Here is a 23,861-nt window from a genome sequence, read left to right on the forward strand (position 1 = left end):
TCGGCAGATACACTCCCCGACAGCGATGACGCAGACGATACCCGGTCGAGCCGCACATTTGCCGTGCGCCACACACTGACCCGATGTCGCCCGCCCAACGTTTTGGGCCCCTTTTGCACGTAGTGAAGATGAGAACGCCATGGCCGGGCTGATTCCCCAGAGCTTTATTGACGACCTTCTGAACCGTACCGACATCGTCGACGTGGTCAGCTCGCGCCTGCAAATGAAAAAAGCCGGCAAGAACTACACCGCGTGCTGCCCGTTCCACAAAGAGAAAACCCCGTCGTTTAGCGTCAGCCCCGACAAGCAGTTCTACTACTGCTTCGGCTGCGGCGCCGGCGGCAATGCCCTCGGCTTCATGATGGACCACGACAACCTGGACTTCATCCAGGCGGTCGAAGAACTGGCCAAAGCCGCTGGCATGGAAATACCCCGCGAGGAAAGTGGCCGGGCGCACAAACCGCGCCAGCCCACCGACTCGCCGCTGTACCCGCTGCTGACTGCCGCCGCCGATTTCTATCGCCAGGCGCTGAAAAGCCATCCATCGCGCAAAGCAGCGGTCGATTACTTGAAAGGTCGCGGCCTGACCGGCGAAATCGCCCGCGACTTCGGCCTCGGCTTCGCACCGCCAGGCTGGGACAACCTGTTCAAGCACCTGAGCAGCGACACACTGCAACAGAAAGCGATGGTTGATGCGGGCCTGCTGATCGAAAACGCCGAGACCGGCAAGCGCTACGACCGCTTCCGCGACCGCGTGATGTTCCCGATCCGCGACAGCCGTGGCCGGATCATCGCGTTTGGCGGGCGCGTGCTCGGCGACGACAAGCCCAAGTATTTGAACTCACCGGAGACCCCGGTCTTCCATAAGGGCCAAGAACTCTACGGCCTGTACGAAGCACGCAAGAACAACCGCAACCTCGACGAAATCATCGTCGTTGAAGGCTACATGGACGTGATTGCCCTGGCTCAGCAAGGTCTGCGCAATGCCGTTGCAACCTTGGGCACGGCCACCAGCGAAGAGCACCTCAAGCGGTTGTTTCGCGTGGTGCCTAACGTGTTGTTTTGTTTTGATGGCGACCAGGCCGGCCGCAACGCCGCGTGGCGGGCGCTGGAGTCGACGCTGCCGAGCCTGCAGGACGGGCGGCGTGCACGCTTTCTGTTTCTGCCCGAAGGCGAAGACCCGGACACCCTGGTCCGCTCCGAAGGCACCGACGCCTTTCGCGCACGGATCAATCAACACGCGCAGCCGCTGGCGGATTATTTTTTCCAGCAACTGACCGAAGAAGCGGATCCGCGCTCGCTCGAGGGCAAGGCACACATGGCCACCCTCGCCGCACCGCTGATCGACAAGGTGCCGGGCGCCAATCTGCGGATCCTGATGCGTCAGCGTCTGACGGAAATCACCGGCCTCAGTGGCGAGGCGGTCAGTCAATTGGTGCGGAGCGCACCTCAAGATGCGCCGCCCACTTACGACCCGGGCGTCGATTACGGCGCCATGCCGGATTTCAGCGACTACCATCGGCCTCAGGAGATGTACACGCCGCAGCAGGAATGGACACCGAAGAAACCCGGCGCCGGCGGCAAGAAGTGGGACAAGAAGTCTTGGGACAAAAACGGCAAGCGTGGCAGTGATCGTGACCAGCCACGTGCCCCACGCGTGCCGGCCGCCGTCGAACCCCCAACACTGGCGGCTTTGCGTACCTTGCTGCATCACCCGCAATTGGCGGAGAAGGTCGAGGACGCAGGGCATTTCGCGGCTGAGGATCACACCAACACGCAATTGCTGGTAGCCCTGCTCGAAGCCGTACAGAAGAATCCCAAGCTAAACTCTTTTCAGTTGATCGCCCGATGGCACGGCACCGAGCAAGGGAAATTGCTCAAGGCATTGGCGGAGAAGGAATGGCTGATTGATGGAGATAACCTTGAACAACAGTTTTTCGACACCATTACTAGCTTGTCAGCCCGCCAACGCGAGCGAAATCTGGAACAACTGCTCAGGAAAGCTCGTCAAAGCGAGTTGAGCATTGAAGAGAAAAATCAACTGCGCGACCTTTTAAGTCGCAATGTTTCCGCATCAAGCCCGACCTCAACTGGCGCGTGAGGTCATAGCTCAGGTATAATCCTCGGCTTGTTTTTTGCCCGCCAAGACCTTCAGTGGATAGGGTGTTATGTCCGGAAAAGCGCAACAGCAGTCTCGTATCAAAGAGTTGATCACCCTTGGTCGTGAGCAGGGCTACCTGACTTACGCGGAGGTCAACGACCACCTGCCGGAGGATATTTCAGATCCGGAACAGGTGGAAGACATCATCCGCATGATTAACGACATGGGGATCAACGTATTCGAGGTTGCGCCAGATAAGGATTCCCTTATGCTGGCCGACGCCGATACCGACGAAGCCGCGGCCGAAGAAGCTGCAGCGGCGTTGGCTGCGGTCGAGACCGACATTGGTCGCACCACTGACCCAGTGCGCATGTACATGCGTGAAATGGGTACGGTCGAGCTCCTCACGCGTGAAGGCGAAATCGAAATCGCCAAGCGTATTGAAGAAGGCATCCGCGAAGTGATGGGCGCAATCGCGCACTTCCCGGGCACGGTCGACCATATTCTCTCCGAGTACACCCGCGTCACCACCGAAGGTGGTCGCCTGTCCGACGTCCTGAGCGGTTACATCGACCCGGACGACGGTATCGCACCACCCGCGGCAGAAGTGCCTCCGCCGATCGATCCGAAAGCCGTGAAAGCGGACGACGACACCGACGACGAAGAAGCCGAAGCCACCGATGACGAAGAAGAAGCCGAAAGCGGTCCGGATCCGGTCATCGCTGCCCAGCGTTTTGGCGCGGTTTCCGACCAGATGGAAATCACTCGCAAGGCCCTGAAAAAGCACGGTCGTGAAAACAAGCAGGCGATTGCCGAGATGTTGGCGCTGGCCGAGCTGTTCATGCCGATCAAACTGGTGCCGAAGCAATTCGAAGGCCTGGTTGAGCGGGTTCGCGGTGCCTTGGATCGTCTGCGTCAGCAAGAGCGCGCGATCATGCAGCTCTGCGTGCGTGATGCCCGTATGCCGCGTGCCGATTTCCTGCGCCAGTTCCCGGGCAACGAAGTCGACGAAAGTTGGACCGATGCCCTGGCCAAAGGCAAAAGCAAATACGCTGAAGCCATTGGCCGCCTGCAGGCCGACATTGTTCGTTGCCAGCAGAAGCTGACCGCTCTCGAAGCCGAAACCGGGCTGAAGATTGCCGAGATCAAGGACATCAACCGTCGCATGTCGATCGGTGAGGCCAAGGCTCGCCGCGCGAAGAAAGAGATGGTCGAAGCGAACTTGCGTCTGGTGATCTCCATTGCCAAGAAGTACACCAACCGTGGCTTGCAATTCCTCGATCTGATCCAGGAAGGCAACATCGGCTTGATGAAAGCGGTAGACAAGTTCGAATACCGTCGCGGCTACAAATTCTCGACTTATGCCACCTGGTGGATCCGTCAGGCGATCACTCGCTCGATCGCCGACCAGGCCCGCACCATCCGTATCCCGGTGCACATGATCGAGACGATCAACAAGCTCAACCGTATTTCCCGGCAAATGTTGCAGGAAATGGGTCGCGAACCGACCCCGGAAGAGCTGGGCGAACGCATGGAAATGCCTGAGGACAAGATCCGCAAGGTGTTGAAGATCGCTAAAGAGCCGATCTCCATGGAAACCCCGATCGGTGATGACGAAGACTCCCATCTGGGTGACTTCATCGAAGACTCGACCATGCAGTCGCCAATCGATGTGGCCACCGTTGAGAGCCTGAAAGAAGCGACTCGCGAAGTGCTGTCGGGCCTCACCGCCCGTGAAGCCAAGGTACTGCGCATGCGTTTCGGCATCGACATGAATACCGACCACACCCTTGAGGAAGTCGGTAAGCAGTTCGACGTCACCCGTGAGCGGATTCGTCAGATCGAAGCCAAGGCGCTGCGCAAATTGCGCCACCCGACGAGAAGCGAGCATCTGCGCTCCTTCCTCGACGAGTAACCTCAAAACCCCCGGCCCCGCCGGGGGTTTTGCTATGTGCAGATAAAACACCCCGCGCCTCCCCCCTCTGGCCCGTACCCCGTCTACACTCGAACCATTCCCCCGAGCCATAACGAGACCGTTATGCCCAGATCGCCAGCCCTGCTGTTCCTGCTGCTGATTACCTGGACCGCAACGGCTAGCGCGCTGACTCTGACCGATGAAGAACGTGGCTGGCTAAAGGACCATCCGGATTTGCGCCTGGGCGTGGACGCTTCTTGGCCGCCATTCGAGTTTCGTGATGCGCAGGGCCAATACCAGGGCCTCGCCGCGGACTACATCAATGTGATTCGCGGCCGTCTGGGCATCCAGCTCACCCCCATCGAGCCCGTTAGCTGGACCCTGGTACTGGAGCAGGTCAAACAAGGCAAGATCGACCTGTTGCCGGGGGTTATGTCGACGCCCGAGCGCCAGGGTTTCCTGTCTTTCACACGGCCTTACCTCGACTTCCCGATCGTGATCCTGGCGCATGTCGGCGGGACCCAGCCGCGCAAGCTGCAGGACCTGTACGGCTTGAAAATCGCCGTCGTGGAAAACTACGCGCCCCATGAACTGCTGCGCACCCATCACCCGGATCTGAACCTGGTGCCGATGCCCAACGTCAGCTCGGCGCTGCAGGGGTTGGCCACTGACGAAGTCGACGCAGTGGTCGGCGACCTCGCTTCCAGTGTCTGGAGCCTGCGCCAACTCAAACTTGAAGGCTTGTACGTCAGCGGTGAGACGCCCTATCGCTATCAACTGGCCATGGCCGTCCCACGGGACAACAAAATACTGGTGGGGATTCTCGACAAGGTCCTGGCCGACATGACGCCGGCCGAGATCAGTGAAATCCAGAGTAAATGGGTCGGCAACGTGCTGGACCACCGCACCTTCTGGTCGGATCTGCTGGTCTACGGCCTGCCCGGGCTGTTGCTGCTGGTGACGGTGCTGGCCGTGGTGATTCGCATCAACCGTCGCTTGAGTTCGGAAATCACCCGCCGGGTCGACCTGGAACAAGAACTGCGCAGCAGCGAATATCATTACCGTGGCCTGGTCGAGAGTCTGTCGGCCATCGCCTGGGAAGCGCGGATCAGCGACTTCACCTACAGCTACGTGTCGCCCCACGCCGAGGAACTGCTCGGCTATCCGCTGTCCCACTGGCTGATTCCAGGGTTCTGGCGCAACATCATCCACCCCGCCGACCTGACCCGCGCGCAGAACTTCTGCGATCACGAAGTGCTCGCCGGGCGCGACCACAGCCTCGATTACCGCGTCATCACTGCCGATGGCCGCTGCCTGTGGGTGCGCGACATCGTCAGCCTGATCGAACACGGGCATGATCCGATCATGCGTGGCTTGATGATCGACATCAGCGACGCCAAACGCACCGAGGAAGCCTTGCGCTTGTCGGAGCAAAAGTTCGCCTCGGTGTTCCAGCAATGCCCGGACATCCTGGTTATCGCGCGGCTGTCCGACGGCTGCTTGCTGGAAGTAAACGAAGCGTTCGAAGAACAGATCGGCCTGCGCGCCGAAGAAGTCATCGGCCTCACCGCCTCCTCGCTGAACATCTGGGGCATTCCTGGAGTCGGCCCGGGGCTATTGCAGCGTTTGCAGGCCGGGAGCATTCGCAACCTCGAGATGCCGTTCCGCCGCAGCAACGGCCAGTTGTTCACTGGTTTGATCTCCGCCGAACCTTTCGAACTCGACACTATGCCGGCGTTGGTCGTGGTGGTGCGCGACATCAGCCAGCTCAAGGAAACCCAGCAACAACTGCAAACCTCCGAAGAGAAGTTTGCCAAGGCCTTCCATGCCTCTCCGGACGGTTTGCTGCTGACCCGTCAACGGGATGGCTTGCTGATTGAAGTCAACGAGGGCTTCAGCCGCATCACCGGTTTCAACAGCGCCATGTCGCTGGATCGCTCAACCCTCGACCTCGGTATCTGGGTCGATCTCAACGAACGCAATCAACTGCTCGAGATGCTCAACCGCGACGGCTTCGTGCGTGATTTCAGTTGCCACATCCGCCGCAATGATGGACAGATCCGCCTCTGCGAAATGTCCAGCCGACCGCTGCCGATTGGCGACGAAGACTGCATGCTCACCATCGCCCGCGACATCACCGAACGGCATATGATGCAGGAGAAACTGCAACAGGCCGCAACGGTATTCGAGAGCACCGCCGAAGGCGTGTTGATCACTGATACCCGCCAGCACATCAGCGCCGTCAACCGCGCGTTCAGCGAAATCACCGGCTACAGCGAAACCGAAGCCTTGGGCCATACGCCGCGCCTGTTGGCTTCTGGCTTGCACGACAGCGCCTTCTACGCGGCGATGTGGCACCAACTGACCGCCGAAGGTCACTGGCAGGGCGAGATTTCCAATCGGCGCAAAAATGGCGAGCTTTACCCGAGCTGGCTGACCATCAGCGCCGTGCGCAACCGGGAAAAACTGGTTACGCACTTCGTCGCGGTGTTCGCTGACATTTCCAGCCTTAAGCACGCCCAGGCCAAACTCGATTACCAGGCCCACCACGACCCGCTCACCGGTTTGCCGAACCGCACGCTGTTCGAGAGCCGTTTGCAGGCCGCGCTGACCGCCCAGCACGAGCATGGCGGCCAAGGCGCGGTGCTGTTCCTCGACCTCGACCGCTTCAAGCACATCAACGACAGCCTCGGCCATCCGGTCGGCGACTTGTTGCTCAAGGGCATCGCCGTGCGTTTGAAAGAACAGCTGCGGGACATCGACACCGTGGCGCGCCTGGGCGGTGACGAGTTCATCATTCTGCTGCCCGGCCTGCAGCAGCCCAGCGACGCTGACCATATCGCCAGCAAACTGCTGAACTGCTTCGGCGCGCCATTCCAGGCCGGCGAACATGAGTTTTTTATCAGCGCCAGTATCGGCACTAGCCTGTACCCACGGGACGGCAACGACGTCGCCACCCTGGTGAAAAACGCCGACGCCGCGATGTACCGCTCCAAAGCCAAGGGCCGCAACCGGGTCGAGAGCTACACCCGCGACCTCACCGCCCAGGCCAGCGAACGTGTGGCGCTGGAACACGAACTGCGCCGGGCCATCGAGCGCAACGAACTGACGCTCTATTACCAACCGAAAATCAGCCTCGATGACCATCGCCTGGTGGGCGCCGAAGCCCTGATCCGCTGGCGCCACCCGACCTTCGGCGACGTGCCGCCCGAGCACTTCATTCCGCTGGCCGAAGAAAACGGCATGATCCTGCAAATCGGCGACTGGGTACTGGAGCAGGCCTGCCGCCAGATGTACGAATGGGGCCTGGTCTACGACAGCCTCGGCCCGCTCTCGGTCAACCTCGCCGGTGCCCAACTGCGCCAGCCCAACCTGCTCGGGCGCATCGAGCAACTGCTGACCGACAACCATTTGCCGCCGGGCTTCCTGCAACTGGAGATCACCGAAAACTTCATCATGAGCCAGGCCGAAGAAGCCCTGGCGGTGCTGCATCAACTCAAACGCCTGGGCGTGCAACTGGCCATCGACGACTTCGGCACCGGTTACTCGTCGCTCAGCTACCTCAAGCGCCTGCCGCTGGACATCCTCAAGATCGACCAGTCCTTCGTCCGCGGTCTGCCCGACGACCCCCACGACGCCGCCATTGTCCGCGCGATCATCGCCCTGGGCCGCAGCATGCAATTCACCGTCATCGCCGAGGGCGTGGAAACCCAGGCACAGCAGCAATTCCTCACCGCCGAAGGGTGCGAACAAATCCAGGGCTACATCGTCAGCCTGCCCCTGCCCGCCGACGAATTCGCCGCAACCTTCCTTCGCATCGCCGTTTCAGACTTTTCGGATAGCACAGCCGAGAAACCGTCGCTATAATCCGCGACCTACTGAGGGCCTATAGCTCAGTTGGTTAGAGCAGAGGACTCATAATCCTTTGGTCCACGGTTCAAATCCGTGTGGGCCCACCATATAAACCAAGCAATTCAGCCTTACCGGCTGTTGACACACAAAAAAACGGCACGCATTGCGTGCCGTTTTGCGTGCCACTTTCCAAACGCTGCATAACCTCACCTGGCCTCCGTACGCGCTAGACCTCATCTTCATCGCTACCGCCACTTGCCCTTACCGTAAGCTCATATTCTCGCATCTGGTAGGCCGCCTCCTCGCATCCGTTACACAGAGAACCAAATTTATTCTGGTCCTGATCAAGGAACGAATCACATTCTGAGCATTTCGCCGGATGACATTCGTACGTGCAGAGATGGCAGATGCCCTCAGATAGATCGAAAGTCGGATGCCAGCAATGCTCACATTCGATAATTACCTCTGCTTCATCGAAAGGGTTTTCCTTTAAATACCTTAGCTCTTCGGCCAACACCTCAGTGAAGGAATCGGTCTGCCCACAAGCCATGCAAGAGCAGCGAAATTCTGAATCGTCGAAGCGGAGCGACGATGCGGCGTCCTCCCTATACGGCTCCAGCAGCGCAGAGCCACAAGCGCGGCATAAGCACGTTTGAAAAAGCTCCATAGTGTGGTCCAGGACACCAAGAGCACTCCACCGGGATCGTGAGTCCGCCAAGTTCCTAGAGTAGAAATCATGATTTTGAAGCATCACATCCCAAGTCGCACCTAGAAGCTCATATGGGTTTTCCCTGATTTCAGTGGTGATGAAATCTCTTAGAAGCGGAAACAGGGCCACGAGGAATCTTTTTATTTCCTCGATGGGATGCTGAGCATGTAGATGCTCCAGGTCATTACGGCATCGTTGAAGCTCATTAAGTACGCCCCAATCGGTAACGACATTCAGATCTTTGAAAAGCTTCTGTATGTCCTTTACGTCGACGGTCCGCGATTCCTGCTGGAGCACAACATCAACGCCTCCGTCCTGACGAATACGCGCCTCAAACCCCTTGGTTTTGTAGATCAGCTTAGCGGCGTTCTCGGGTGACCCTGCCATCACTGCAATTTTGTACTTGAACAGCAGCAGCACCCCTGCAAAAAGGTTGCGGGCAGCGGAGACTACCCGAATCGACCTATCAGCAGATTCAATGCTCAGCTTGTAATCCTCGACGCCTAGACATATCGAATCCAGAGCGTTTTGCAAAAGCTTCGCGCTATCTAGCGCACTTTGATTCTTCCCAGCCATTACGCCCGCCTCTCACCCTGCACCACTCGATTTAGACAGCTTACGACTTTGTGTGCGACTCAGTAATCTGGATACGCCGCGATTGAAACGATCGTTTGAAAATAATAGTATTTATTTCATTTATCGCAACAGTACACAGGCCGTAGAAAACCTAGAAGAGGAAACTGAAACCGTCAAGAAAGCGGGTATTTATACGGTTGAACACCCCCATAAACACTGAGTATCCTTGACATACCAACTCACAACAAGGAACACAGCATGAACGAAAGCCTACTCACTTTACCGATGGTCGCGACTAAGGTTTGCCTGTCGAGAAAGTCCATTTATGACAGAATTCGCAACAATGAATTTCCCTGCCCTAGGAAACTAGGAAGAGCGAGTCGATGGGTCGAGAGCGAAATCAACGACTGGATTCGCAAGCTACCTATGGGCGGGCCTAGCCACCTGGCTGACACCATCTGATATGTGACTCAGTTCCCATGCCCCAAGCTTCCTTAATTCAGACAGGCAGGACTCGGGAATTGAATCACTCGTAGCAACACACTTTTCTCTTGGACTCACCCAGCAACAGCGCACTAAGCAGCGCTATCTCGATGAAGAAAGAAAGCTGAAACACAAATAATAATAAGAGCATACAAAATGTCCGACTATCTTTTAGATTTTGCAACACTATCAAAAAAAATCCGTCTATCTCGTTACACGATTTACATATTAATCAGTGATGATACGTTTCCTAAAGCACGGAAAATAGGGAAAGCAAGTCGCTGGATTAATTCAGAGATCGAAGAGTGGATGATAAGTCTACCTACGTCTTCGGTTGACGTGCCAAATTGTCCAAAAATAGAAAAGTGATTTTTGGTCGATGCTTTCCAACCAGCCTAAACCTTCAGCAGTCACAGATAACGTCATAACGTTATTTGATCCGTGCAACAAAAGAATGTTGCGCCGCTTGACTGCTGACCAGGTTAGCGGGCTGACGAAACATTTTATCTTCGAAATCCAAGCTAAGATAAAGCATATCCAACAGGATTGCCTTCCAGAATATCGCCAGTTATTTTCCGGTGATTTCAACCCCCAACTTCCGCTCGATTTCGAAAAGAAATTGAGGTTAATCGAGTGTGGAACCCACCCCTGCAAGCCAATAGATGAAATATTAAAAAAGGAAGCGGCTCGATATGATCAGGAACTGCGAATTTTATGCGAGATTGAACTCTCAATTTACCCGTACCTACGCGCCCCAGTTCAGAAGTGCGATCACATTATACAAATTAGCTATCTGACAGATTTTAGCTTTGTAAAGCGTAGATTCACAAAATGTGTGCACAACGCACGGCTAGAACATGAGGCAAAAACAAGATCGATCGGTGGCAAAACCGACATAGATTATTGCTCAAATGAAACTGTGACATTTATCCGTCGCAGAGACGAAAAAAACGCGGAATTCTTAAAGCGGAGAAGTGTTCTTGTTAAGGAAACCGGCCAGCTCATTAATTTATACGACCTGCATTTAAAGCAAGCAGAACGGAAATTCAATGAAAGCTACTTTATTATAAAGAATCTTGAAGCTATCGCGATTGAACGGGGCCTCATGCCCTACATGCTAACGCTCACTGCACCTGCCAATTACCATCCAAACCCAATGAACGGAAGGTCTAGTTTCGATCAGACGAGCAGCCTCGATAGTCAAAAATACTTAACTCGCACGTGGGCAAAGCTTCGGGCCTTATTAAATAAACGCGGAACGCCGTTCTCACTTGAAAAATGTTTCGGTGTGCGAACAGCAGAGCTTCATAAGGATGGATGCGTCCATTGGCACATCCTGATGTTCATAGATCCCACCACTCTAGACAGTTTTCAAAAGTGTCTAGACTTCTATTTCACATCACGACAGGCCGACGTCAAAGAAATCGATGGGGTGGCGGCTGCAACCTATGTACTGAAATATATAGGAAAGACAGTCGATGCCACTAAACTCGACCGCACCGACCTCTACGACGAGCAGGCTGATAAAATCAGGAAAGAGCAGGACCTATCAACCATAGCCGACGTTGAGCGAGTTCGCGCCGGTATTCGAGCTATGGGGATACGGCAAATGCAATATTACGGAATAGAAGGATCTCTAACGCTATTTCGAGCAATAAATAAAATAACTGACCCGACAGCAAATCTTCCCGCGAGTGTGCGCGCAGTCTTATCAGAGTGCCGCATGCATGATAGATCGGGCGGAAATACAAAAATCACGAACTTTCTAGCCTTTAAAAACTTCCTCTGCAATCACTTGGCGGATCTTGAATTGGTTCGCGAAGAAATTATAAATAAGCATGGAGCATCGACAAAACGAGTTATCGGGGTTCGCTTTCTTGAGAGCATGACCGATATATTGACCAACGATAAATATGAGGTCGTCACGAATATTGAAGACACCATTAAGCCCGTCGAAGCCAAGGCATCATTACATGATCAGCTAGATGAAAAACTAAAAGCAAAAACTGAAGTTACAGTTATTTCTATTTACCCAAGAAAAGCGGACCGCACTAACCTTAACAATTTTGCTCGCCCAACAGCGTCAGAGTTACTAAAACAAGCCAGATTTTTAAATCCTGATCGCTACACGGCCCCTTACTTAGCATGCAACGCACCACCTGAATGCACAAATCCGTTAACATACGCTAAAATCTGTAAGCTGCTGTCAATGCCATAAACATAGTCAATGTCATAAACACTAAAATCTGATTTGTGTATGCTTAGACGTGAACGATGTCAATGACATTGACATACCGACCTTCGGCCAAATGGCCCCAGGGGATGAGTGTAAATAGGTGGGTGTTTATAGTATTGACACTTCAAAGTACAAGAGTGCCTAAGTTCAACAGCGGGGATTCACCCCGCACCCCGACGCTGTTCGCTATCCCGCGACAAGAAGCCGTCACGCAATAGCAACCAGCCCTAATCAAGGACCCTTTCAATGTCAACTCCACGAATAACCGCGAAGGCATATTCTGGAGTGTTGCCATGCGCAATGTGGCAACGCTCAATGAAGTTTTGACATTCGATATAAAGCTCGCGTATCGAGCGTGAGACCCGTTGCTTGGCCCTATGAAAATCACTCAGGTTGTACTTCTGAGTATGTCCGACTCTGATACCGAGGCCAGCCATGAAGATCTCAACACTCCCAAAAGCATCGAACGTGAAGCTCCAAGCGTTTCTCAGGGTGATTTGATGATCCAGCTTTGGCCGTGTTAGCAAAAGCAGAGGCCTGACCTTATGGCACTCCCCGAAACAAATGCTCAGGTTGCGTTGGTATTCACTTTCCAGCTCTGCATAGTTACGAAGCACTGAAGCTTTCAGAGCATTCTCTTGAAAAGTCAGCGCTTCATTACTTACAGAAGAAAAATAGTCAAAAATCGGAAAGAAATGGCTATGCAACGCCAACATCTCTGAAGTTGCGTCGAACGCACACTGGTTGTAATTCGAGTACTTATCAGATTGCATTTTTTCGCCGCATTTAATTGAGGGGCGAACAATGAACTAACCAACCAAACTATAATAGTTGTATATTTCTATCTGCATGCTAAAACGTGATAGCTTAGAGCTATGTCAATCATATAATCCACCTACACTTTTTGTCATATCATGCTAATAGGATGACAACATTCTAGTTCTGCGCCCCATTTTCTGTCACCCCATCTATAAACAACCGTTTAGCAGCTATAACGCTGGCACTCGCATTACTGTTCAAAGCCGAGCGCAGTTCTAATAGTCGCAAATGTACTCCTCGCACTCCAAAAGCATCAATCAACTCCAGATAGAGCAGTTCTTGCCTATCGAAATCCTCCTCAACGTGTGCCAGATATTTGCTCATACTCTTTACTCAAGAAAATATATTCAACTTACATTATATACATGAAACTTAGCTGAATCGAGACCAGACCGGAATCACTGTCCGTATTTGCGTCGTCAAGAAGAGATAGCGTGCTAACTCGCTTTTGTGATCTAGTGACGGTGTGTCTAATCCTATGTGCATGCGTGAAGCGAAATGATTGATCGGTACGCGGGGTGGCACCCCCTAATAAAAGAAATCAAAACCCTAAGTGAAAGGTTTGGGGTACAGATCTATACCCAGCCAAAAGCGGGGTATTTACGCGCTTCTGCGCCAGTTTCAGCCCCACCGGAACTTCTGCGGCTTCTAGACAGGATAGAGGAGCAAAGCTCAGTTACATGCCAATTCTGTGGGAAAAGTGGAGCTGCCGAGCGCAGCTTCCAAGAATGGATTTATACCGTTTGCCCAAGCTCGACATTGGCAAACCGGGTTGATGGTGCCGTAGGAACGTCCTGCACTTTATGAGATTCCTCCAGCTTGGAAAGCTGCCTCAATATCTGGTCTGCCCTAGCTCTTTCGCCATCTCGCTCCCATGCTATATCTGAGAGCTGCTTATCGAAGCCGGCATACTGACGGTCGCGCTCTTTCAATTCCTTCATCTCGGCCCGTAGATGATTTCGCTCGCGCTCGGTGATTTTTAACTGCTGCACGACGTTATCGAGCTTGCGCTCCAAGGTCTTGTATTTTGCGCCGACTGATCGGCCTGCGGCCTTAATCCTGGCCAACAAACCCTTGGTTTCGGCCTGTTCAACCGTCAGCTTTTCGACCTCTTTTTTTAGGGCATCTCGCTCGCGCACTGAGGCCGCAAGGAAGCCGCTCACTTTGGACCAAATCGAGGACTTTTCAAATTCCTTAGTGCCGCGCTCAAGCCCTTCGCGGATCGCCTCAGCATGCGCTGTATCTGCCGCCTTCAGAGCCTTTTCATTGATAGCCCTGGCCTCGGCCAAAGCTTCAGCCTTGAGCGCCGTCACGTCAACTTGAGCGCTCTTTAGGTGATCCTGAGCGTGGTCCATTATCGCATTGGCCTGCTCCATTTTCGCCCCTACCGCTTCGGCCTGGAGCTGTTCCAGCTTCCATTCCTCCCGGGTCAGCCTGCGACGAGCAGGGCCAATTCTGGTCATCCCGTTGGGTGCCCCAACTGCATCGTAATAACTGTCCTGGAAAGAACGCATTGCGGCAATGTAGGCCTTATTCCGCTCGCCTTTCTTGACTCCCTTGCCTAGCTCGCTGGCCGCTCGCCTGCCATCGTGGATCGCATCGAAGCTCTCGCCAGGGCGAGGCACGATATAGAAATGGCAATGGGGGTGCGACTCATCCTTGTGTTCCAGCACCGCCTGCAACCGGTCGCCGTAGCGCCCCTGGAGCCAGTCGAGGGCGTCGCCCTTGATCTTCTCCCATGCGGCTGGATCGGTGCCGCCCGGCGCAGAGAAAACGCCTCCAAGCAGGCACAGGGCGTCCTTGCGGACCTTTCTGCCAAGCGCGTCAGTGGTGCCTGCCGCCCATGCTTCGCATGTGGCTTCAAGCTCCTCGATGGGCTTACCAAAGAGCAATGTAGGGACTTGGGGTTCATCAATGTGGGGAATTGCGTCGGGCTCTCGATTCGCCTCAGCAATAATCGACCGTACTGAATGACCGCCTGTTTTGCCGGTCTTGGGTGTCGATCTACTGAATGAGTCGACGTGCATGAACTGAAATGCCATGGTGATTTTCTCACTCTTTTTATTGGTTTTATGGCTTCCATTCTACAGCAAAAAACAAGGCAAAATCTGAGCCAAAGCATAAGCATAGTGACCGACTATGCTTATTACGACTTCGTCTCCATAAGCGCGGCTCCTCCCGAGGGGTAAAGCAGATCACAAGCATGGATTATATTCATATCCCACACATCCACAGCGCCAGATCAAGAGAAGAATCAGCGCGCATAATTGATCCTTTTGTAACTTAGGTTCGCCAAGAGCTGCTCTGGCCTAAATCTGCGGACTGATCTCACTGAACAGCACGGGCGGTTTTGGCGGATGCTTGCCATCCAGTGCAATTCTCCAATACCCAACGTCACGCCACGCGCCATGCTTGAATCCCACTTCTGGATACGTACCGATGTGAGCGAAGCCAAGGGCTTCGTGCAGCCCTACGCTGCCATCGTTGGGCAGGGCAATCCCGGCATAGGCTGCGTGAAACCCTTGCCCTTTCAAGGTAGGCAGCAACACGTCATACAGCGCCCGACCGACACCACTACGGTGCGCTTCTGGCGATATGTACACGGTAACGTCGACCGACCAGCGATAGGCCTCACGAGCCCGGTGCTGACTGGCATATGCATAGCCGATGACCTGGCCTTCTCGCTCCGCTACCAGATACGGGTAAGTCGGCAAAGTCGACCCAATTCGCTTGGCCATCTCTTCGACTGTAGGCGGCTCAAGCTCAAACGAAATCGCAGTGCGCTCAACCATCGGTGCGTAAATTGCCTGGATGGCTAGAGCGTCCGAAATCTGCGCAATCCTTACTGTCGTCTTGCTCATCCTCTATCCCCTTGGTGGCTCAAATCGATCTTTGATTGACTCGTTTCGAGAGTGCCTCAGCGCTTTCCTTACGCTCCGAGTAGCGGTCTACCAGATACGTTTCCCGGCCCCGAATCATCAGCGTGAACTTCATCAATTCCTCCATCACGTCCACCACACGGTCGTAGTAGGCAGATGGCTTCATACGCCCTGAGTCGTCGAACTCTAGGAAAGCCTTGGGTACTGACGACTGGTTTGGGATGGTGATCATCCGCATCCAGCGCCCGAGGATTCGCAGCTGGTTTACCGTGTTAAAGGACTGAGATCCACCGCAGACCTGCATGACGGCGAGAGTCTTGCCCTGACTAGGTCGGACAGCGCCCATCGTGAGAGGAATCCAGTCGATCTGGGCTTTGAATACAGCAGACATTGCACCGTGACGCTCTGGCGAACACCACACCTGTCCCTCTGACCACAGAACCAGATCCCGCAGCTCTTTAACCTTTGGATGGTCTTCCGGAGCGTCATCAGGGAGAGGCAGACCCGAGGGATCAAAGATGAAGGCCTCGGCTCCCATTAGAGTCAGGATGCGAGCGGCCTCTTGGGTCAGTAGCCTGCTGAAAGAGCGCTCACGGGTTGAGCCATACAGCAACAAGATGCGTGGCTTGTGCGTCGGTTGCTCGTTGCCTTGCAGGCGATCCAGTGTGGCGACGTCGATTAGCGACTGATCTAGGTTAGGTAGATCTAGACTGCTTTCCGAGGAAAATTCGTCCATTACAGTTCACCTATTCGATCTAGTTCGCGCTTCAATTCCTGCGGTGTGAGCGCCGAATGATCCAGACTGAAGAATGCGTCGAAACGCTTTTTAATCTGGACGACGGTTGCGTCAAATGCGGCCTGGATTTCGCTATCTGTTCCTTCAACATCGGAAGGATCGGCAAGCCCCCAGTGGCTTTTGACAGCAGGCCCGAAATAGACAGGGCAGGGTTCGCCTCCAGCCTTATCACACACGGTGATCACCACATCCGGTGGTGAGTCCGAAAAAACCTCTGAGCCTTTGCTGTAGAGATGTGTGGTATCGATGCCTAGCGCTTGCAGCGTGCTCACGGCGCGGGGATTCAGCCGCCCGCTTGGGAAGCTGCCCGAACTGACGGCATTAAAACCGCTCGGGGCCAAGTGGTTGAACAACCCCTCCGAGAGAACGCTCCGGCAGCTATTTGCCGTACACATAAATAGTATTTTCATGGGTTTCTCCTAGACAGGGATGCTCAGCCGCAACGCCAGTGCCACCAGCGTTACCAGCAAGATAGGAAGGGTGAGGATGCTGCCGACTTTGAAGTAGTAGCCCCAGGTGATGCGGATGTTTTTCTGCGCCAGCACATGCAGCCACAGCAACGTGGCCAGACTTCCGATGGGCGTAATCTTGGGGCCGAGATCGCAACCGATGACGTTGGCATAAATCATGGCCTCACGTACCAGTCCCGTAGCGTCGCTGCCCTGAATGGACAAAGCGCCGATAAGCACACTCGGCATGTTGTTCATGATCGAGGACAAAAGCGCAGCGGTGATACCGGTGCCCAAGGTAGCGGCCCATAGGCCATGCTCGGCAAATATGTTCAACAGCGCCGAGAGCGAGTCGGTTAGGCCCGCATTACGCAGGCCATATACCACCAGATACATCCCCAGCGAAAACACGACAATCTGCCAGGGCGCGTGCTTGATGACCTTTCTCGTAGAGATGATGTGGCCTTTACCTGCGATGACCAGCAGGATCACTGCACACGCAGCAGCAACGGCGCTGACGGGAATGCCTAATGGTTCCAGTGCGAAAAGGCCAACCAGCAGCAGACCAAGCACCCACCAGCCAGCAATGAACGTCGCCCGGTCACGAATCACCGTTTCGGGGATCTCAAGTTGATCCGCGTCGTACTGGGCGGGAATGTCCTTGCGATAGAACATCCAGAGCATGAACAGCGTCGCGGCGACCGCCACCAGGTTTACCGGCCACATCACTGAGGCGTACTCACCAAAACCCACGGCAAAAAAGTCTGCCGAAACGATGTTCACCAGATTGGACACGACCATTGGCAGACTGGCGGTATCAGCGATAAAGCCTGCGGCCATCACGAATGCTAGGGTGGATGCCGGGCTGAAACGAAGCGCCGTCAACATCGCGATAACGATGGGGGTGAGGATCAATGCTGCACCATCGTTTGCGAACAGTGCCGAGACAGCTGCACCGAGTAGGATCATGAGTGCAAAAAGCCGTCCGCCTTTCCCACCACCCCAGTGGGCCACATGAAGCGCTGCCCATTTGAAGAATCCCGCTTCATCAAGTAGCAAGCTGATGATGATCACTGCAATGAAGGTCGCAGTAGCGTTCCAGACGATGTGCCATACAACCGGCACATCCCCTAGGCTCACCACGCCCGTCAGCAGTGCCAGAACGGCACCCGCGGCTGCGCTCCAGCCGACGCCTAATCCCCTTGGTTGCCAGATAACGAGCACGAGCGTAACTACGAAAATCGACGCAGCAATCAGCATGGGTATGTTCCAGATCAGGAGGTCAGCAGCAGGAGGTTTGGCGTACGGGCCTGTCTTCCATGGAAGCCAGCCGTCCTTGATGGTCGTTAACCCAGGACTGGTGGGCCTGCGTAGTGACGTTCAGAACATCCAGTGCCCACTGTTCAAGCTCGGGATGCAGCCGGTAGTAAATCCACTGACCCTGCCTGCGATCCGCAAGTAGCCCACAGGCACGCAGCTGGGCCAAGTGCCTTGAAACCTTCGACTGATTGTCCTCCAGTGCCCAAATCAGCTCGCACACGCACAGCTCACCCTCAGCCGAAAGCATGAGCATGATCCGAGCGCGAGTTTCGTCTCCAAGGCATTTGAAGAATGTGTGTGGTGCAAGGCTCATACACAATCGTCCTGCATATGTGGAAAATCGGATATACAGATGTAAGCACATTCGGCCCGCTTGCACAAATGCCTGTGACGGGAATTTACAATCCGGGGATCAATGCTTTCAGGCAGGCGTCGAGGCAGTGACAAGGCGGAATTAGCGTTCCACCCGCCCGTGAGCGGAGGCTTGATGTCCAAATGAACGTTCGCTGAACGCGATTCCGTAATTGCAGGATATCTGGACAGGTCGAATGCAATTGAGTGGTCAGCAGCGATGGAGTTGGGTGGTCAGATACAGTGATTTTCCAGCCTAGATAAAATATTGAGCATCACACTCTTTAAACTAGAAATACAATTGAGCCGGAATGTTATTATCAATTAAAGAAAAGAAAAAACTAAAGGAGTTAAAATATGAGCACTCCCAACTCATACAACCTAGAAAAGCCAGATACTATTGACGAATCGCTTATACTCCTCAATGAGGACTCAAAGCATCCACTTTACACTTATATGTTTTTAATAGGGACGCCAATATTATTGCTTGAATATAATTTCGCACTGAATAAATTTAACATTTTTCTAGAATGGGCGCGCCACCTATGAGAGCCACCCCAATACCAAAAGAGATTCATATCGCAGAAACTGAAAAGATTTTGCAGATGGAAATCATTAAGCACAAAAAATACACAGAGCTTTATTCACTTCTTAAATTAGAGCAATCAAACAGAGCTAAGATTCGTCTTTTAATGACAGAACTGGCGCTATGTATACCGCCCGATTATAGCTACAGCCCGATGACCCCTTCAGAACGATTAAATATTGACATTAATAAGAAAACAAAAAATAAGAAAAGTGATGACGACGAAGGAGCAACACCGATCCAACGTGCGAGATTTGGCCGTTCTAACTATTCAAAGTGAATGCCCTCGTGAGAGGGGCATTCACTTGTGTCAGAATTTTTTGGAGTAAAGTATTACGCCTTTATCTATGACATTCACCCTTTGTGGATCAATCATCAGATACCGCTTATCCCTCAAGACCCCACCAATCCTCTCTCGCTCCACTGACGAAACATAACCAAAGATCTCGAACTGGGCGCTCCCACGGGCGTCTTCAAGCTTCTTGGCAACTTCTTCCTGATCAATTTTCAGATTAAGCTTCGAGCCGTTAACGACGCCAACTAGAAAATTTGTCGTACTGGGTTGTAGATAGCATCGCGGCTTTTGCGCCTTGGCGTAAGTATTAGGGTTGCTCATTTCAGCTTTTGTGTAATCGAGCTTTTCGGAAAAAACACAACTATTGCTCACGAAGCTATGCGACTCAAAGTCGTATGTCTTGAAATCCGCATCAACAACCATTTTCACGCGGATATTTCCGTCAATCTTCTGAGCCTGAGCCTTGACGAGGGTTGATATCTTTTCTGCCAGCTCACGTTTTTTAAATGCATCCTGGCTCGCCGCGAATTCTGTCTCATACTGAGATAGCTCTGGCAAATCAGACTCCACCAGAAGCGCGCCGCTCAACGACTGAGCAATTTCATCTGGATTTTCCTCCCAATCTCGCTTAGCTGTATAAATTTGAATAGCGCTGAGTTTAGACTGAATATTCAGATAGCTTGCTTCATCAGCAAGACTAGGGGCGGAAAACTCTGTCCGAAGTGGTTTATTCGATTCCTCAAATTCTTTCTGAGCTTTCATCCCCTCTTCCGTCATGCCTTGCGCATTGACAGCTTTGCCAGACGTGGTGTTTGAATTACTTGCCACTGCATCGGTGCTTTCGTTACCGCATGCAGAAAGCAGCGCGCCACCTATGAGTACCAATGAAACGGCCGTCAAACCCTTACTAAAATTAGGCACCTGCATTCCCTTCCTGAGCGTTAATCTGTTTCCAAGTGGAGTTAATTTCAATTACCGCACGATTGTAATAAGTTTTCTCAATGTTAACTTTATACATTTGAAAAACTAAAAACCCGAACACGAGCAAAACCGCCGTGCTGATTAACGTATCCAGGAGATAATTCAAATCGCCATGTGCTGATTGATACGGAAACCAGATGTAGATGCTCATAAATAGCAAAAAAGCCCCAAAAAATCGGTTACCCGTAAACTTTTTATATCGACCCATCAAATTCATACCGAAGATTAGCGAGCCAGCACCTAAAATTATTCCTGCAATATAACCAATATAAGGCACTGAGCAGCAGACTCCCAGAAAGACAGCCCAAAGAGCAGCCTTAGCGAAATTATGCATTGCTTTTTGCGAAACTGGATCTTCTACAGGAATCTGGTTACTTCTTTTAAAAGCGATAATCTCTCCGTTGAAAAATGCCAGACCTATTTTTGCTCCTGGGCGAATAGGTACAGCCGAGTTTAGAAGAGTTATATTTTCGACCTGACCATTTGATAGATCTTTCAGCCAAACATTCTTCGTATGGCTAGTATTAATCTCATCAGCACTGCCGTGAACGTAACTGGCTTCATCATTGCTCAATACTTGGTAAACGCCGGACTTGAAACGCATCACTCACCCTCTCTCATGCAATCTAGTCTCCACAATGGTGCGGCCTCTGAGTACGCCATATCTCTCGGCTCTCATTCGTAAATCTCCCTTCTCACTGCCCCACTGATGCGACGTAGCCTCAAGTGATACAGGCCTGAACGCCCCCGCCATAAATCGAAAGGGCCAGAGGCAAACACCCTCAATGACACACCAATGGGTCGTAAATGCCGTGGTCATAAAGCCATCATCGCCGCACATTGCGCCGATGGCAAGAATTTCGTTTTTATCAGATGCTAACGGTGACCTTCGCAGGATCGGCTCGGCGATTCGCGAGCGGCGGAAGGCTATCGGGTTGAGTCAGGAAGCTCTGGCAGATGCCGCTGGAATCGACAGAGCACACGCAGGGAAGATTGAGAGAGGGGAGAGAAATGTCACGATTCTTAATATCCTAAGAATCGCCAGCGCTTTAGGATGTCGCCCTTCTGATCTGCTCATGGATTCTGGGCTGTAGGGACACCCTATGGCGCTTCGCTTTCAGCCTCGTCGGTCTCGGGGACATATGGCTGAAAATAGTACATCCCCTTGGCTTGAAGTTCCGAGCCAACAAACGCCGGAATCCCTATTCCCTTAAGAATGTCATCTGCCCCAGAAAGGTAATCATTCCATTCATTGTTAAAATGCCTAACTGTTTTTGAGAACTCATAAGCTGTTGCATGAGGCTTCTCGGAGAATGGGTTAGCGCACAAAATACAGAACGCTTCACTTAAATGCCAATGACCAGTTATTTTATGTTTTGAAGCGGGATCTTTATGTCGATGGTATAGATTAGTCAAAACAACCATATCCACTCTATCATAAGCAGCACGATCAGCGTATGAATCGTTGGTAAAGAGCCCTTGAACACCAAACAGATAAGAATGCCATTTCTGCATATCCATAGCATCATCACATGCGACAACAAGAACATTTAACTCATTATCGGGGGTTACTGCTGCAAATTTACTATGTGCCGAAACAAGGAACGTCTTAAGATTATTATCCATATGACGCTGCTCGGACAAGACATGCCCATCAGATGAAAAAAGTTCTTGAAGCTGCTCTACCAACTGCGCATAGTCATCGAGACGACCCATTGCTCCTATTTTGAAACCGCGAGCTTTATCTACCAACTCTTTTTTAACAAAATCTGCGCATTTGACTTCTATATTATATTTAAACCCATCTATACGCACAGAACAGTCTACGTCTTTCGGAGGATTCACTTTCTCCTCATATATGAATTCATCTGAATAAAAACGCGCATAATGGGCGCAAACTGTTAGCTCCACAGCCGACTGAATGTATGCCTGCTCGCTTACAGGACTCGTTTCAAGGCTTAGCTTTTTAGTACACAAGTCGTTCCTTTGAGAGTCGCTTAGAAATGGAGTCAAGACACTGAGAGCCTCGTTCAGCCCCATCGCGTAATCCTCAGTAGCAATGAACTCATTCCCCAACTTAAACTTTAATACTTCACCACTATCACTTTTCATTAGGTTCCCCTTCTTTCACACTATCCAGGATGCGCACCAGCGCAAGCTCTAATGCATCAACAGTTTTTCGATTCTTGGGAACGGCCTTCTGGGGATCGTTACGATAATGATCAGCCACTAGGCCTGACAGACCGTGGCCTTGAAGCAAATCACTATCTTCGTTGCTAATGCACTCTGCCTGCATGATCTGCGCCACTGTTCGCCTAAAATCCCCAGGTGTAAATTTCGGAACTCTTTTTCCATTTACTATTGAGTGATCGGACTCAAACCACAGAGCCACAGCATGAGCGAATGTGGAAGACGAGATCTTCGCTTTTCCGTTGGTGGAAAATGGCAGCGTGCAATTTGGGCCATTGAAGCTCCGGACGCCCTCAAGGATTGCTATTGCCCTGCCAGTCAGCGGTAGAACAGCGAGCCTCGGTTTTGAGTTCCTGCCCTTTTTGTCGATAATAGAAAAGGTTTTCTCCTCAGGATTATAGCTACTCCACTCCCGCCTAACGACCTGGTCGATTCGTTGCCCGCCAGTGGCGATGGCAAATTTCATTGCCGCAGCGACAACAGGTCCAACTCCTTCGGTGATTGCTATGGTGTGCCAGAAAAGCTTTAGCTCCTCATCTGAAAGTGCTCTATCCTTTGGTTTTTTTGCCGTTGGCACCGGCACTGATGAGACCGGATTAGACCTTAAGCCATAAGTCTTATCTGACCGTTTACCAACAGCATATTCACACTTCAAACCGTACGCAAAAGCGGCGTGTAACGCCGAGCGAATTTTCTCAGTTTGCCGTTTTGCGCCCCTATTCCACACTCTGTTCAATATTTCCTGAATATGTCCAGGCTCAACATCACGCGCCTTCATAGTCATGATTTCGGGAAATGACTCTAAAAAATCACCCCTGAGATAATTTTCAAAATCTCGAATTTGATCTGGCATCACCTTACCGGTGCGATCTTCAATATAGTCTCTAAATAGCTCAGTGAAGGTGCTGCGGGCCGACTCAGCAGCTAGCAGCCTTTCAGCTTCACGCTTGGTTAGGTCAGCTCGCTCAGCCTGAAGAGCAAAATACGCCTCGATATCTCCATGATCTCTGGCTATCTCACCAAGCTCCCGAGCTTTCGCCCGGACTTCTGAGAGGGTCAATCCTCCTCCACGCTCTGACGAGCGATAAGCCCCGATCTTACGTTTTCTCCTCGATCCACCACGCGGAGTGTAGCGAAGATAAACCTCAATAACGCCGCTCTCACGTCGCTCAAAATAAATCGTGCCAGGCAGCCCTTGCAGCTTTTCGCTGAGGGTCCCGGTACTCATCTGCTTAACCTGAATGTCTTTGAGAAAGCCCGCCTTGACAGCGCTCTTCTTGGTACTGGTAGTCATCATTCGCGTGCCATTCTGCGTGCCATTTA

General features: G+C 52.6%; 21 protein-coding genes and 1 tRNA gene. 9 read left to right on the forward strand and 13 right to left on the reverse strand.

Going from position 1 to position 23,861, the window contains the following annotated elements; all coding sequences use genetic code 11:
* Nucleotides 1–139 precede the first annotated feature (139 nt).
* From dnaG to RG836_RS11405, 4 genes are all read left to right on the forward strand, one after another.
* The gene (gene dnaG / locus RG836_RS11390) at nucleotides 140–2,101 is read left to right on the forward strand and encodes a DNA primase (RefSeq protein WP_310845495.1); all 1,962 of its coding nucleotides are present in this window, start codon (nucleotides 140–142) and stop codon (nucleotides 2,099–2,101) included.
* Between the two features lie 67 nt (nucleotides 2,102–2,168).
* Nucleotides 2,169–4,016: an RNA polymerase sigma factor RpoD gene (rpoD, locus tag RG836_RS11395; protein WP_310845496.1), complete on the forward strand. Its 1,848-nt coding sequence runs from the start codon at nucleotides 2,169–2,171 to the stop codon at nucleotides 4,014–4,016.
* 123 nt (nucleotides 4,017–4,139) lie between these two features.
* The gene (locus RG836_RS11400) at nucleotides 4,140–7,883 is read left to right on the forward strand and encodes an EAL domain-containing protein (RefSeq protein ID WP_310845497.1); all 3,744 of its coding nucleotides are present in this window, start codon (nucleotides 4,140–4,142) and stop codon (nucleotides 7,881–7,883) included.
* Between the two features lie 15 nt (nucleotides 7,884–7,898).
* A tRNA-Ile gene (locus tag RG836_RS11405) sits at nucleotides 7,899–7,975 on the forward strand.
* 119 nt (nucleotides 7,976–8,094) lie between these two features.
* Here the strand turns inward: RG836_RS11405 and RG836_RS11410 are convergent.
* Nucleotides 8,095–9,153: a hypothetical protein gene (locus RG836_RS11410; protein WP_310845498.1), complete on the reverse strand. Its 1,059-nt coding sequence runs from the start codon at nucleotides 9,151–9,153 to the stop codon at nucleotides 8,095–8,097.
* 258 nt (nucleotides 9,154–9,411) lie between these two features.
* Here RG836_RS11410 and RG836_RS27310 point away from each other — a divergent pair, with 258 nt between their 5' ends.
* From RG836_RS27310 to RG836_RS11415, 3 genes are all read left to right on the forward strand, one after another.
* Entirely contained in the window at nucleotides 9,412–9,615 is a 204-nt protein-coding gene (locus RG836_RS27310; protein WP_409078075.1) for a helix-turn-helix transcriptional regulator, read from the forward strand.
* A gap of 177 nt (nucleotides 9,616–9,792) precedes the next feature.
* The gene (locus tag RG836_RS27315) at nucleotides 9,793–10,005 is read left to right on the forward strand and encodes a helix-turn-helix transcriptional regulator (RefSeq protein ID WP_409078076.1); all 213 of its coding nucleotides are present in this window, start codon (nucleotides 9,793–9,795) and stop codon (nucleotides 10,003–10,005) included.
* Nucleotides 10,006–10,015: 10 nt separating this feature from the next.
* The gene (locus RG836_RS11415; RefSeq protein ID WP_310845500.1) at nucleotides 10,016–11,854 is read left to right on the forward strand and encodes a replication endonuclease; all 1,839 of its coding nucleotides are present in this window, start codon (nucleotides 10,016–10,018) and stop codon (nucleotides 11,852–11,854) included.
* Between the two features lie 245 nt (nucleotides 11,855–12,099).
* On the opposite strand, the gene RG836_RS11420 is transcribed toward RG836_RS11415, so the two are convergent.
* The 8 genes from RG836_RS11420 to RG836_RS11455 all read right to left on the reverse strand — a co-directional run bounded on the left by RG836_RS11420 (nucleotide 12,100) and on the right by RG836_RS11455 (nucleotide 18,448).
* A complete protein-coding gene (locus tag RG836_RS11420) occupies nucleotides 12,100–12,645 on the reverse strand; it encodes a hypothetical protein (protein WP_310845502.1) in 546 nt (181 codons plus the stop codon).
* Between the two features lie 163 nt (nucleotides 12,646–12,808).
* A complete protein-coding gene (locus tag RG836_RS11425) occupies nucleotides 12,809–13,015 on the reverse strand; it encodes a hypothetical protein (protein WP_310845504.1) in 207 nt (68 codons plus the stop codon).
* A 410-nt stretch (nucleotides 13,016–13,425) separates the two neighbouring features.
* Nucleotides 13,426–14,733: a hypothetical protein gene (locus RG836_RS11430; RefSeq protein ID WP_310845505.1), complete on the reverse strand. Its 1,308-nt coding sequence runs from the start codon at nucleotides 14,731–14,733 to the stop codon at nucleotides 13,426–13,428.
* A 267-nt stretch (nucleotides 14,734–15,000) separates the two neighbouring features.
* A complete protein-coding gene (locus RG836_RS11435; RefSeq protein WP_310845506.1) occupies nucleotides 15,001–15,552 on the reverse strand; it encodes an arsinothricin resistance N-acetyltransferase ArsN1 family B in 552 nt (183 codons plus the stop codon).
* A 19-nt stretch (nucleotides 15,553–15,571) separates the two neighbouring features.
* Nucleotides 15,572–16,306, reverse strand: coding sequence for an arsenical resistance protein ArsH (gene arsH, locus RG836_RS11440; RefSeq protein ID WP_310845508.1), 735 nt, complete (start codon nucleotides 16,304–16,306; stop codon nucleotides 15,572–15,574).
* Complete coding sequence (locus RG836_RS11445) at nucleotides 16,306–16,776, reverse strand: arsenate reductase ArsC (RefSeq protein WP_310845509.1); 471 nt, start codon at nucleotides 16,774–16,776, stop codon at nucleotides 16,306–16,308. Before RG836_RS11445 ends, arsH begins: the two co-directional genes overlap by 1 nt.
* A gap of 9 nt (nucleotides 16,777–16,785) precedes the next feature.
* Nucleotides 16,786–18,075: an arsenic transporter gene (locus RG836_RS11450; protein ID WP_310845511.1), complete on the reverse strand. Its 1,290-nt coding sequence runs from the start codon at nucleotides 18,073–18,075 to the stop codon at nucleotides 16,786–16,788.
* Nucleotides 18,076–18,097: 22 nt separating this feature from the next.
* Complete coding sequence (locus RG836_RS11455; protein ID WP_310845513.1) at nucleotides 18,098–18,448, reverse strand: metalloregulator ArsR/SmtB family transcription factor; 351 nt, start codon at nucleotides 18,446–18,448, stop codon at nucleotides 18,098–18,100.
* Between the two features lie 583 nt (nucleotides 18,449–19,031).
* Between RG836_RS11455 and RG836_RS11460 the strand changes: the two genes are divergently transcribed.
* Nucleotides 19,032–19,352 (forward strand): hypothetical protein, encoded by a 321-nt coding sequence (locus RG836_RS11460; RefSeq protein ID WP_310845514.1) that lies wholly within the window; start codon nucleotides 19,032–19,034, stop codon nucleotides 19,350–19,352.
* 30 nt (nucleotides 19,353–19,382) lie between these two features.
* Here the strand turns inward: RG836_RS11460 and RG836_RS11465 are convergent, their stop codons facing one another.
* Nucleotides 19,383–20,294: a hypothetical protein gene (locus RG836_RS11465; RefSeq protein WP_310845515.1), complete on the reverse strand. Its 912-nt coding sequence runs from the start codon at nucleotides 20,292–20,294 to the stop codon at nucleotides 19,383–19,385.
* Entirely contained in the window at nucleotides 20,281–20,952 is a 672-nt protein-coding gene (locus RG836_RS11470) for a hypothetical protein (RefSeq protein WP_310845517.1), read from the reverse strand. The genes RG836_RS11465 and RG836_RS11470 overlap by 14 nt, the downstream gene beginning before the upstream one ends.
* Before the next feature lie 244 nt (nucleotides 20,953–21,196).
* Between RG836_RS11470 and RG836_RS11475 the strand changes: the two genes are divergently transcribed.
* Entirely contained in the window at nucleotides 21,197–21,442 is a 246-nt protein-coding gene (locus RG836_RS11475) for a helix-turn-helix domain-containing protein (protein WP_310845553.1), read from the forward strand.
* 7 nt (nucleotides 21,443–21,449) lie between these two features.
* Here RG836_RS11475 and RG836_RS11480 read toward each other — a convergent pair whose 3' ends face one another.
* A complete protein-coding gene (locus tag RG836_RS11480; protein ID WP_310845518.1) occupies nucleotides 21,450–22,460 on the reverse strand; it encodes a hypothetical protein in 1,011 nt (336 codons plus the stop codon).
* Nucleotides 22,450–23,832, reverse strand: a complete 1,383-nt coding sequence (locus tag RG836_RS11485; RefSeq protein WP_310845519.1) for a tyrosine-type recombinase/integrase — start codon at nucleotides 23,830–23,832, stop codon at nucleotides 22,450–22,452. Before RG836_RS11485 ends, RG836_RS11480 begins: the two co-directional genes overlap by 11 nt.
* Nucleotides 23,833–23,861 lie beyond the last annotated feature (29 nt).

Origin of the sequence: Pseudomonas rhizozeae (genome assembly GCF_031583775.1) — a bacterium.
GTDB lineage: Bacteria > Pseudomonadota > Gammaproteobacteria > Pseudomonadales > Pseudomonadaceae > Aquipseudomonas.

Bases quoted from the DNA above. Each gene is read 5' to 3' on its own strand.
- RG836_RS11445 (WP_310845509.1), bottom strand. From the start codon at position 16,776: ATGAAAATACTATTTATGTGTACGGCAAATAGCTGCCGGAGCGTTCTC.
- RG836_RS11470 (WP_310845517.1), bottom strand. From the start codon at position 20,952: ATGCGTTTCAAGTCCGGCGTTTACCAAGTATTGAGCAATGATGAAGCC.
- RG836_RS11450 (WP_310845511.1), bottom strand. From the start codon at position 18,075: ATGCTGATTGCTGCGTCGATTTTCGTAGTTACGCTCGTGCTCGTTATC.
- RG836_RS11475 (WP_310845553.1), top strand. From the start codon at position 21,197: ATGGCAAGAATTTCGTTTTTATCAGATGCTAACGGTGACCTTCGCAGG.
- dnaG (WP_310845495.1), top strand. From the start codon at position 140: ATGGCCGGGCTGATTCCCCAGAGCTTTATTGACGACCTTCTGAACCGT.
- RG836_RS11455 (WP_310845513.1), bottom strand. From the start codon at position 18,448: ATGAGCCTTGCACCACACACATTCTTCAAATGCCTTGGAGACGAAACT.
- RG836_RS11460 (WP_310845514.1), top strand. From the start codon at position 19,032: ATGAGAGCCACCCCAATACCAAAAGAGATTCATATCGCAGAAACTGAA.
- RG836_RS11425 (WP_310845504.1), bottom strand. From the start codon at position 13,015: ATGAGCAAATATCTGGCACACGTTGAGGAGGATTTCGATAGGCAAGAA.
- rpoD (WP_310845496.1), top strand. From the start codon at position 2,169: ATGTCCGGAAAAGCGCAACAGCAGTCTCGTATCAAAGAGTTGATCACC.
- arsH (WP_310845508.1), bottom strand. From the start codon at position 16,306: ATGGACGAATTTTCCTCGGAAAGCAGTCTAGATCTACCTAACCTAGAT.
- RG836_RS11485 (WP_310845519.1), bottom strand. From the start codon at position 23,832: ATGACTACCAGTACCAAGAAGAGCGCTGTCAAGGCGGGCTTTCTCAAA.
- RG836_RS11430 (WP_310845505.1), bottom strand. From the start codon at position 14,733: ATGGCATTTCAGTTCATGCACGTCGACTCATTCAGTAGATCGACACCC.
- RG836_RS27310 (WP_409078075.1), top strand. From the start codon at position 9,412: ATGAACGAAAGCCTACTCACTTTACCGATGGTCGCGACTAAGGTTTGC.
- RG836_RS11465 (WP_310845515.1), bottom strand. From the start codon at position 20,294: ATGCAGGTGCCTAATTTTAGTAAGGGTTTGACGGCCGTTTCATTGGTA.
- RG836_RS11420 (WP_310845502.1), bottom strand. From the start codon at position 12,645: ATGCAATCTGATAAGTACTCGAATTACAACCAGTGTGCGTTCGACGCA.
- RG836_RS27315 (WP_409078076.1), top strand. From the start codon at position 9,793: ATGTCCGACTATCTTTTAGATTTTGCAACACTATCAAAAAAAATCCGT.
- RG836_RS11435 (WP_310845506.1), bottom strand. From the start codon at position 15,552: ATGAGCAAGACGACAGTAAGGATTGCGCAGATTTCGGACGCTCTAGCC.
- RG836_RS11410 (WP_310845498.1), bottom strand. From the start codon at position 9,153: ATGGCTGGGAAGAATCAAAGTGCGCTAGATAGCGCGAAGCTTTTGCAA.
- RG836_RS11480 (WP_310845518.1), bottom strand. From the start codon at position 22,460: ATGAAAAGTGATAGTGGTGAAGTATTAAAGTTTAAGTTGGGGAATGAG.
- RG836_RS11415 (WP_310845500.1), top strand. From the start codon at position 10,016: ATGCTTTCCAACCAGCCTAAACCTTCAGCAGTCACAGATAACGTCATA.
- RG836_RS11400 (WP_310845497.1), top strand. From the start codon at position 4,140: ATGCCCAGATCGCCAGCCCTGCTGTTCCTGCTGCTGATTACCTGGACC.